Raw genomic sequence first — 9,886 nt, forward strand, 5'->3', positions numbered from 1 at the left:
GATCCGGGCTTTCTCATTAAAGCCCCTTCCGACGACCTTAACGAGATCTCCGCTATGACCCAAACAAAACCGCAAGTGCAATATCGCGAAGATTATCAGCCACCTCATTACTGGATTGATACCCTGGATCTGGACATTCAGCTGCACGACAGTGCCACCGAGGTAGTGGCCATCAGCCGTGTGCGCCGTAATGGTGAGCACGACGAGCCGCTGGTGCTGGACGGCGAGCAGCTCGAATTGCTGCAGGTGGCCGTAAACGGAGTGGACATTGCGCAATACCAGCAGACCGAGAACGGGCTTATCCTGTCTCAGTTGCCGGAAGAATTCGTGCTGACCATCAAGACCCGCATCGACCCGGCCGCCAACACAGCGCTGGAAGGGCTCTACAAGTCGGGATCGGCGTTCTGCACCCAGTGTGAAGCGCAAGGATTCAGACGCATCACCTATTATCTGGACAGACCCGACGTGCTGGCGCGGTTCAGCACCCGAATCACCGCCGATGCGGCTGCCTATCCTTACTTGCTGTCGAATGGTAACCGTGTCAGTCAGGGACAACTCGATGATGGCCGACATTGGGTGCAATGGCAGGATCCCTTCCCCAAGCCGGCATACCTCTTTGCCCTGGTGGCGGGTGACTTCGATGTGTTGCGCGACAGCTATACCACCATGAGCGGGCGGGACGTGGCGCTGGAGATTTTTGTCGACAAGGGCAACCTGCATCGGGCCGGACACGCCATGGACAGTCTCAAGGCCTCCATGGCCTGGGACGAGCAGCGTTGCCATCTGGAATACGATCTCGATATCTACATGATAGTGGCGGTCGACTTCTTCAACATGGGCGCCATGGAAAACAAGGGCCTCAACGTCTTCAACGCCAAGTTCGTGCTGGCGGATGCCAATACCGCCACCGACAACGATTATCTGGATGTCGAGCGGGTGATCGGTCACGAATATTTCCATAACTGGACCGGCAACCGGGTTACCTGCCGCGACTGGTTTCAGTTGTCGTTGAAAGAAGGGCTGACCGTGTTCCGGGATCAGGAGTTTTCGTCTGATCTGGGTTCGCGCACCGTTAACCGCATTCAGAACGTACGCATCATGCGCGGGCCCCAGTTTGCGGAAGACGCCGGTCCCATGGCACATCCGATCCGCCCGGATGCGGTAATAGAGATGAACAACTTCTATACCCTGACCGTGTACGAGAAGGGCTCGGAAGTGATCCGCATGCTGCATACTCTTCTGGGTGAGCAGGCGTTTCAGAGCGGGCTGGCGCTGTACCTGCAGCGTCACGACGGCCAGGCCGCCACTTGTGATGACTTTGTGGCGGCGATGAGCGAGGCCAGCGGCCGGGATCTAACCCGCTTCAAGCGCTGGTACAGCCAGGCCGGCACCCCGGTGCTGACCGTGACCGATGACTTTGATGCCGAACAACAGCGCTATACCCTGACCGTGCGGCAGCATACGCCAGCCACCCGGGAGCAACCCGGCAAGTTACCGCTTCATATTCCGCTCAGCCTGGCGCTTTACACCGAGCAGGGCGAGCCGCTGTCGCTACGGGTCAACGGAGAGCCCGTCGGGCCCGTGCTCGATGTGCTGGAAGACGAACAGCAGTTTGTATTCGAGCAAATCCCGTCCCGGCCGACCCCGGCGCTGCTGCAGGGCTTTTCTGCGCCGGTCAAGCTGGACTATCCCTATACCGATGAACAGCTGACCCTGCTGGCGAAGAGCAGCATCGACGAATTTGTGCGCTGGGATGCGGTGCAGATGCTGATCAACAAGGCGGTGGTGGACAAGCTGTCTCGTCTGCAACGCGGCGACGCCGCCGTGGTGTCGCACACCTTGACGGATGTGTTTCGCGCTACCCTGGAAGATGTGGCCCTGGATCGGGCCCTGCAGGCACAAATGCTGACACTGCCGGATTTGAGTAGCCTGCTGGAGTTGTTCGAACAGGTCGATATCGGCTTGCTGGGCCGGGTGCACCAGCAACTGTATGTGGAACTGGCCGAGGCCCTGAAGCCCTTGTGGCAGCAGGCCTATGAACAGAACCTGACCCCCGAATACCGCATCGATCACCAGGATATCGCGCGGCGGGCAATGAAAAACGTGGCCCTGGGTTACCTTGCTCTGGCCGGCGATGTGGCGAAGGTGCAACATCAGTATCAGGACGCCGACAACATGACCGATACCCTGGCGGCCATGAAGGCGGCGGTACGGGCCGAGTCGGATGAGGCTGAGGCCATGCTGACCGACTTTGAAGCCAAATGGCGTCAGGACGGTCTGGTGCTCGACAACTGGTTCCGATTGCAAGCTACGGCGCCGGGCGAGGGCACGCTGGCGCAGGTACGGCAGCTGATGAGTCATCCGACGTTCAGCCTGAACAATCCCAACCGGGTACGGGCCTTGATCGGTGCCTTTATTTCGGCCAACCCGCTGCAGTTCCATCGTCTCGATGGCGCCGGTTATGATCTGCTGGTGTCGGTGCTGGAACAGCTCAACGACAGTAACCCTCAGGTGGCCTCACGGCTGGTGACGCCGCTGATACAGTTTTCGCGGCTGGATGATGCCCGCCAGGCGTTGATTAAGGCGCGACTGCAGCAGTTGATGGCATTGCCGGCGCTGTCGCGGGATCTGTTTGAAAAAATCAGTAAGGCGCTTGCCTGATAGTACTATCAGGGCCGCACTGCGGCCCTGTCGGTCATCACAGAGCAGGGATTGCGGCTGCAGGTGGCGCTGCATCACTTTCGCAGCTTTGTCGGCCACGATGGCCTGAATGGCCGCTTTGAAATAGAGCTGACCGAGCAACATCAGCTGCATCGACTCAGCCGCCTGGCATGATAAAAAACGCATATCCATGCAGCGCATGGATATGCTGTCCGCTCCATCACTGCTCCCTTTCCCTTGATGTTTTACACAGCATAATCTGCTTTTTTACCGCTTCATTGTTTTCATGTTTTTCGTCGTAATATGAATAACTATTCCGCCAGATTGTTCATAATAACTATTCATATCATCAAGAAACAATTCATTTACTTTCAGAGTATTCTTTGGTGAAAGGTTTTCTTCACTTTGTGTATATTCTGCACACTAGTGATCGAGTCGATATTTTGAAACCTTTTTCCCCTGCTTTGCTCGCATTCAAAATAGTGCGGGCTTACACTGTTTTGGTCCCGTTGGGGCTCCACTTCCCCCATGGTCATTGCCTGTATCCGAGGAACACGACGCCATGATATTTAAAGACGCTGCAACGTCCGTTTTACTTGAAAATGTGAATCAATTGGTAGACGACAAATTTTCCGATAATACCGCACCCCTGGTAAACACCTTCGTCAGCAAGCTTTACAGTGGTATGACTCATGACGATCTGAATCATCGTAACGATAGCGATCTGTATGGTGCTGCCGTCAGCCTGTGGGGTTCTTTTGAAACTCGCGCCGAACAAACGCCGTATGTGCGCGTCTACAATCCCGAGTTGTCCCGCCACGGTTGGCAGTCCCCTCACACCATCGTCGAACTGATCATCAAAGACGCGCCTTTTCTGGTGGACTCCATCCGCATGGTACTGACCCGACTGGGCATTACTTCACACCTGATGCTGCACCAGCCGATGCATCTGGTGCGTGACGAGCAGGGCAAGCTGCAACAGATACTGTCGAGCAGCGAACAGAAAAAACAGAATCGGGTAGAAACCGCCTTTCTGATCGAGATCGACAGGCAGCCCCAGGCGAAGACCCGGGATCAACTGTGTGACGAGTTACTGTCGGTGGTCGAAGAAGTGTCGCTGATGGTCGGCGACTGGCAGCCGATGGTGGAACGCTTCGGTGATATCATCAAGGAACTGCCCAAGCAGGCCAAGAGCGCCAAGCCGGAACACCTGAAAGAAACCCTGTCCTTTCTGAGCTGGGTGGCGGATCACAACTTTACCCTGATGGGCTACCGCCGTTACCACATTTCCGCCATCGAGGGCGACTACGAGCTGGTGCCCGAGCAAGATACCAGCCTGGGCTTGCTGCGTCATATACAGAAGGGCGACAGCCTAAAGTTCAGCAATCTGACGTCGACCGCACGCGAAGCGGCGTTGAGCAAAGATATTCTGGTACTGACCAAGACCAACCATAAATCCCGGGTACACAGACCCGCCTATATCGATTACATCGGCGTCAAGCGTTTCGACGAGAAGGGCAATGTGGTCGGGGAAGATCGCTTCATCGGCCTTTATGCCTCCAGCATCTACAACACCAGCGCCATGCAGATTCCGCTGATCGGCGCCAAGCTCAGACGCATCATCGATGGCTCCGGCCTGGAGCTTGGCTCTCATGCCTACAAGGCGCTGCTCAATATTCTGGAAACCTATCCGCGTGATGAACTGATCCAGGCGACCGAAAAGGAACTGCGTGATATCGGCATGGGCGTACTGGCCATGCAGGAGCGGGACATGACCCGGCTCTTCGTGCGCCGGGATCTGTTCGGCCGCTTCTTCTCCTGCATGGTGTATGTCACCAAAGAGCGCTACAACACGGCGCTGCGTGAAAAAACCCAGCGCATATTGCAGCGTTATTTTGGTTCAGAAGAAGAAGTGGAATTCACCACCTATTTCTCCGAAGGCGTACTGGCCCGCACCCATTACTTGATCCGGGTGCAGAACAATTCGATGGATATCAACGTGAACGAAATTCAGGCAAACCTGATTGAAGCTGCTCGTAGCTGGGAAGACAAGCTGGAGCAATCGCTGTCCGTCAGCTTCGGTGAGGCCGAAGGCAATAGACTGCAAGGGAAATACCGTAACGCCTTTCCGCGCGCCTACACCGAAGAGGTGATCCCAGGCTCTGCGGTGGCCGATATCGAAAAACTGGAAGCGCTGAGCGACAACAGCCCGCTGGGCATGCTGTTCTACCGGGCACCAGAAGAAAAACGCGACTCCAACCGGGTGCGACTCAAGCTGTATCACCGCTCAGAGCCCATTCATCTGTCCGATGTCTTGCCGATGCTGGAAAACATGGGCCTGCGGGTGATCGGTGAAACACCGTATGAAATCGAATGTGCCGATGAGACCTACTGGATACTCGACTTCTCCATGTATTACACCGGCGCTCCGCTCGATCTGGACAACAGCCAGGAACGGTTCCAGAAAGCATTCGCCCAGGTGTGGAACAACGAGCTGGAAAGTGACGGCTTCAACCGTCTGGTACTGGCGGCAGGACTGAGCGGTCGTGAAGTGACCATACTGCGCGCCTACGCCAAGTACATGCGCCAGACCGGAGTGACCTTCAGCCAGAGCTATATCGAAGAAACCCTGTCCCGTTACCCTGAAGTGGCTGCTCTCTTGTTCAGCCTGTTTCAACGTCGGTTCTCGCCCAGGCTCAAGCAGGATCCCAAACAGCAGCAGAAACTGCATCAGCAGCTGATTGAAGAGCTGGACAAGGTCGCCAATCTGGACGATGACCGCATCATCCGCCGCTACATGGAGATGATCGAAGCGACTCTGAGAACCAACTTCTATCAGCCCGGGAACGATGGCAGCGACAAGGCTTATATCTCGTTCAAGATGGCGCCCGAAACCATCAGCGACATGCCGCTGCCCTTGCCCAAGTTCGAGATTTTCGTCTACTCGCCGAGAGTAGAAGGGGTGCATCTGCGCTGGGGCAAGGTAGCCCGGGGCGGCTTGCGCTGGTCTGATCGCCGGGAAGACTTCCGTACCGAAGTGCTCGGGCTGGTCAAGGCGCAGCAGGTCAAGAACACCGTCATAGTGCCGGTCGGCGCCAAGGGTGGTTTCGTCTGCAAGCAGCTACCGGTCGGTGACAGAGCCGCCTTCCTCAAGGAAGGCCAGAACTGCTATCGCCTCTTTATTCGTGCCCTGCTGGACGTGACCGATAACATCCTTCAGGGGGAAGTAATTCCGCCGAAGAATGTGGTGCGTCATGACGAAGACGACTATTACCTGGTGGTGGCGGCCGACAAGGGGACCGCGACCTTCTCCGACATAGCCAACGAAATCAGCGCCGAATACGGTCACTGGCTGGGCGATGCCTTCGCCTCGGGCGGCTCTGTCGGTTACGATCACAAGAAAATGGGTATTACCGCCCGCGGTGCCTGGGAATCGGTGAAGCGCCACTTCCGTGAAATCGGCATCGATTGTCAGCAAACCGACTTTACCTGTGTCGGTATCGGTGACATGGCCGGTGATGTATTCGGTAACGGCATGCTGCTGTCCGAACATATTCGTCTGGTTGGCGCCTTCAACCACCTGCACATTTTCATCGACCCGGAGCCGGATGCGGCCAGCACATACAAGGAGCGGGAGCGTCTGTTCAATACACCGGGCTGCAGCTGGGACGATTATGATCGCAGCCTGATTTCCGAAGGCGGCGGTATTTTTCTGCGCTCGGCCAAGTCGATCAAGCTCAGCCCGCAGATGAAGAAACTGCTGGGTACCCAGAAGGCCACCCTGACCCCGACTGAGGTGATCCGTCATTTGTTGATGGCCGAGATTGACCTGCTGTGGAATGGCGGCATAGGCACCTACGTCAAGTCACGCCGGCAAACCGATGCGGACGTAGGCGACCGTGCCAACGACGCGGTGCGGGTGAACGGCGAAGATCTTCGCACCCGCATCGTGGGCGAGGGCGGTAACCTGGGCTGTACCCAGCTGGGCCGGATTGAATATGCCAGCAAAGGCGGACGCATCAATACAGACTTTACCGACAACGTCGGTGGTGTGGATTGTTCGGACAACGAGGTCAACATCAAGATCCTGCTCAATTCCCTGGTCGATAAGGGTGAATTGACCAAGAAACATAGGGATCAGCTGTTGTACGACATGACTCAGGACGTGGCCGACATCGTGTTGACCAACGCCTACCGTCAGTCCCAGACCATCTCCATTACCGAGCATCGTGGTGCCAGCCCTCTCAAGGAGCACCAGCACTTCATGCACTGGCTGGAGCGAGAAGGCAAACTCGACCGTAATCTGGAATATCTGCCCAACGACGAAGAGCTGGCCGAGCGCATGGCTGCTGGTCGTGGTCTGACCCGTCCCGAGCTGGCCATACTGGTGGCTTACGGCAAGATGGTGTTGAAGGACATGCTCAATGTACCCGAGCTGATCGATAACGACTACATCGCTCGCCTGCTGCCATCCAGCATGCCGGCCAAGCTGGTGGACAGGTTCGGTGAGGCGCTGATGGAGCATCCGCTGCGCAGTGAAATTATCGCCACCCGTCTGGCCAATATCATGGTCAACGACATGGGCTTCAACTTCGCCAACCGGCTGCAGGATGAAACCGGTGCCAGCATGTGCGACATCGCCATCAGCTTCATGATTGCCCGTGAAGTGCTCGGCATGAACCAGTTGCTGCGCGACATCGAAGCGCTGGACAACAAGGTGGCGGCAGCTACCCAGCTGGATATGTTCTATCAGGTGCGCCGCATGGTTCGCCGGGCGACCCGTTGGTTCCTGCGTTCGCGTAATCGTAACCAGAGCATCGAGCAAACCATTGCCCAGTTCAAGCCGGCTTATGCGACCCTTGCCGAGCATCTCTATCAGGTGATGGTGGAGTCCGAAGTCAAGGAGCACAAGAACGACGTCGCCAGGCTCGTAAAACAGGACGTGCCGACGTCCATCGCCGAGCGAGTGTCTCAGATGAGCAGTCTGTTCTCTGCCATGGATCTGGTCCAGGTCGCGGCCGAGCACGACAGAGACATTCGGGTGGTCGCCGAGCTGTACTTCCACCTGGGTGCCGAGCTGGAGCTGCACTGGTTCCTGGAACAGATCAACAAGCAGGCGGTGGGCAACCACTGGCAGGCACTGGCCCGAGCGGCCTTCCGGGAAGATCTGGATTATCAGCAGCGCAGCCTGACTTCGGTGGTATTGAAACGCTGTAAAGCCAAGGTTGAATGCGCTAACATGCTCGACCAGTGGCTTGATGAGCATGAGCAGTTGCTGAATCGCTGGCGCCATCTGCTGGCGGACTTCAAAGCGTCCGGCAGTCATGAATTCGCCCAGTTCTCGGTCGCCATGCGCGAGCTGAACCTGCTCCATCTCAATTGTATGAACGCCGTCTAAATCTCACGGTGTAAAACACAAAAGCCCCGGCCATGACCGGGGCTTTTTTATAAGGAAAAATACGTGTATTCACTGGTTAAACCCCTGCTTTTTCAATGTGATCCCGAGCATGTCCACGAACTGACCATCAAGGGACTGACCAAAACCCAGCACGGCCCGCTGGCGGCGCTGTATCGTCGTCCCAAAATCCATAATCCGGTGCAACTGATGGGGCTGACCTTCGATAACCCGGTCGGGCTGGCCGCCGGTCTCGACAAGAACGGGGACTGCATCGATGCCTTAGCCGCCATGGGATTCGGTTTTATTGAAATAGGTACCGTTACGCCGCGGGCCCAGCAAGGTAATGAAAAGCCACGGTTGTTCCGTATCAAGGAAGCCGACGCCATCATCAATCGCATGGGATTCAATAATAACGGCATCGATTATTTAATCGAAAATGTCAGGCAGTCTCGTTATACCGGCGTGCTGGGTATTAATATCGGCAAGAATAAAGATACCCCCATAGAGCACGGCAAAGACGATTATCTGATTTGCATGGAAAAAGCCTATGCCCATGCCGGTTATATTACCGTGAATATCTCTTCGCCCAATACCCCGGGTCTGCGCTCGCTGCAATACGGTGAGGCGCTCGACGACTTGTTGTCTGCACTCAAACAAAAACAACGGCAATTGGCCGAGCAACATAACAAGCAGGTCCCGCTGCTGGTAAAGATAGCGCCGGACTTGTCGATGGAAGAAATCGAACAGGTGGCCGACAGCCTGGTGCGCTTCGAGCTCGACGGTGTCATCGCCACTAATACCACCCTGGATCGGGAACTGGTGTTCGACTTGCCTCATGCTCATGAAGCGGGTGGCCTGAGCGGTCGGCCGGTGCAGAATAAAAGCACCCTGGTGATAAAGGAATTATCGCGTCGCCTCGATGGTCGGCTGCCGATTATCGGCGTCGGGGGTATCGATTCACTGACTGCCGGCAGAGAAAAAATGGCGGCCGGTGCCAGCTTGGTACAGGTGTATTCCGGTTTTATTTATCAGGGACCGGCACTGGTTCAACGACTGGCTCGTCATCTGTAAAGGCATTATTATCCATAACTATTTGCTCCCCATGCCAAAATACAATATAAATTAAGGTGTTGGGGAGACAAATTTTATTCCGCTATCAAAGGTGTGACTGGGATGTTACTACAACCAAATGATTGCTGGCGCTGGTTTATGGGAGATGAGCGACACCTGATGCTGGATTTGGGGGCGGAAATGCTGTTCAGCACGCCTTATATCAAGAAGCAGCTGGTGTGCCCGGAAAATATGGATCAGTGCTTTTCGGTAGAAGATACCGGCCTCTATTACAGCTTTATCGATAAGCTGTCCTCTATCAGCGCCCCTGCGCAACGGGTGCAGGCTGCCCTGAACGGCGTTGCCATCGCCCGCTTTTACAAACCACTGATGCCACAAAGCTGGTTTTTTGAGCCGCAGGCCGATTATCATCAGCCGCAATTGGGTGAGCTGATCGCACTCGATATCCAGACCGAACTGCTGACCATGATGGTGGTGGAAACTTCGCCGGCGGCGACGGTCTGCATGTCCTTGTCGGCGGATCAGCTGCTGGCGGGAACCAAACAATTACCGACCTTCGGCGCCATCAAGGTGATGAACGACAGGATCATCAGTCTGGAAGCATCTTATCGAGAAGAAGAAATCAGGAAAGTGGGATAAACAAAATTGTAAGCTGTAAGCGATCAGCTGTAAGAAGAACAACGTTGATAGCTTGAGTTGGGTGTTCGGGAATCAATAACAAGAGGGAGATAACAGGGGGAGGGGATTCGTTGACAC

General features: G+C 55.7%; 4 protein-coding genes and 1 pseudogene. All 5 read left to right on the forward strand.

All coding sequences use genetic code 11. The features are described 5' to 3' along the window. The first annotated feature begins 54 nt into the window (after positions 1-54). The 5 genes and pseudogenes from pepN (at position 55) to UN63_RS13005 (ending at position 9,769) form a co-directional block, all read left to right on the forward strand. The gene (gene pepN / locus UN63_RS12985) at positions 55-2,661 is read left to right on the forward strand and encodes an aminopeptidase N (RefSeq protein ID WP_104487180.1); all 2,607 of its coding nucleotides are present in this window, start codon (positions 55-57) and stop codon (positions 2,659-2,661) included. A 15-nt stretch (positions 2,662-2,676) separates the two neighbouring features. Beyond that, positions 2,677-2,835: pseudogene (locus UN63_RS12990) on the forward strand (DUF2835 family protein); the annotation flags it as partial. 388 nt (positions 2,836-3,223) lie between these two features. Beyond that, complete coding sequence (locus UN63_RS12995; protein ID WP_104487186.1) at positions 3,224-8,059, forward strand: NAD-glutamate dehydrogenase; 4,836 nt, start codon at positions 3,224-3,226, stop codon at positions 8,057-8,059. A 63-nt stretch (positions 8,060-8,122) separates the two neighbouring features. Beyond that, entirely contained in the window at positions 8,123-9,130 is a 1,008-nt protein-coding gene (gene pyrD, locus UN63_RS13000) for a quinone-dependent dihydroorotate dehydrogenase (RefSeq protein WP_104487189.1), read from the forward strand. Between the two features lie 102 nt (positions 9,131-9,232). Continuing rightward, positions 9,233-9,769: a cell division protein ZapC domain-containing protein gene (locus UN63_RS13005; protein WP_104487192.1), complete on the forward strand. Its 537-nt coding sequence runs from the start codon at positions 9,233-9,235 to the stop codon at positions 9,767-9,769. Positions 9,770-9,886 lie beyond the last annotated feature (117 nt).

This window comes from Oceanisphaera arctica (assembly GCF_002936955.1).
Lineage (GTDB): Bacteria > Pseudomonadota > Gammaproteobacteria > Enterobacterales > Aeromonadaceae > Oceanimonas > Oceanimonas arctica.